The 354-nt window shown below is 64.7% G+C and carries 1 protein-coding gene; it reads right to left on the bottom strand.

The window, feature by feature from the left end:
* A partial coding sequence (locus DX909_RS29750; protein ID WP_206513083.1) for a hypothetical protein occupies positions 1–354 on the bottom strand: 354 nt, incomplete at both ends.

Genomic DNA, 354 nt, shown 5'->3' with positions numbered 1-354 from the left:
GCCTGGGAGGCCAGTGTGCCGTAACCCACCGCCCCGGCCGGCATGTATTCGCGCCGGATCTCCACGCCGTTGAGGTAGAGAATGATGCCGTCATCGCGTTTGTAGCGCAGCGTGAAGCTCTGAAAGGCTGCGGGGTTGGGGATGGTGATGCTCTTGCGGAAGTAGGCGGTGATGTACTTGTTGGCGGGGTCGGACCCGAAGGGCAGCGGGGTGCGTTCGCCGTCGTTGCCGTAGCCCAGTTGAGAGGGTCCGGAGGCCCAGTCGGGGGATTCGGTGAAGGCGGTGTTGTTCCAGCCGGTGGCGGGGGCGGATTTCTGGGCGAAATACCGCCAGGAATCGCCCGAGACGATCAGG

This window comes from Larkinella soli, from assembly GCF_003703975.1.
Classification (GTDB): domain Bacteria; phylum Bacteroidota; class Bacteroidia; order Cytophagales; family Spirosomataceae; genus Larkinella; species Larkinella soli.
The sequence above is the reverse complement of the archived record's forward strand: the minus strand, read 5'-3'. Positions and strand labels throughout refer to the sequence as shown.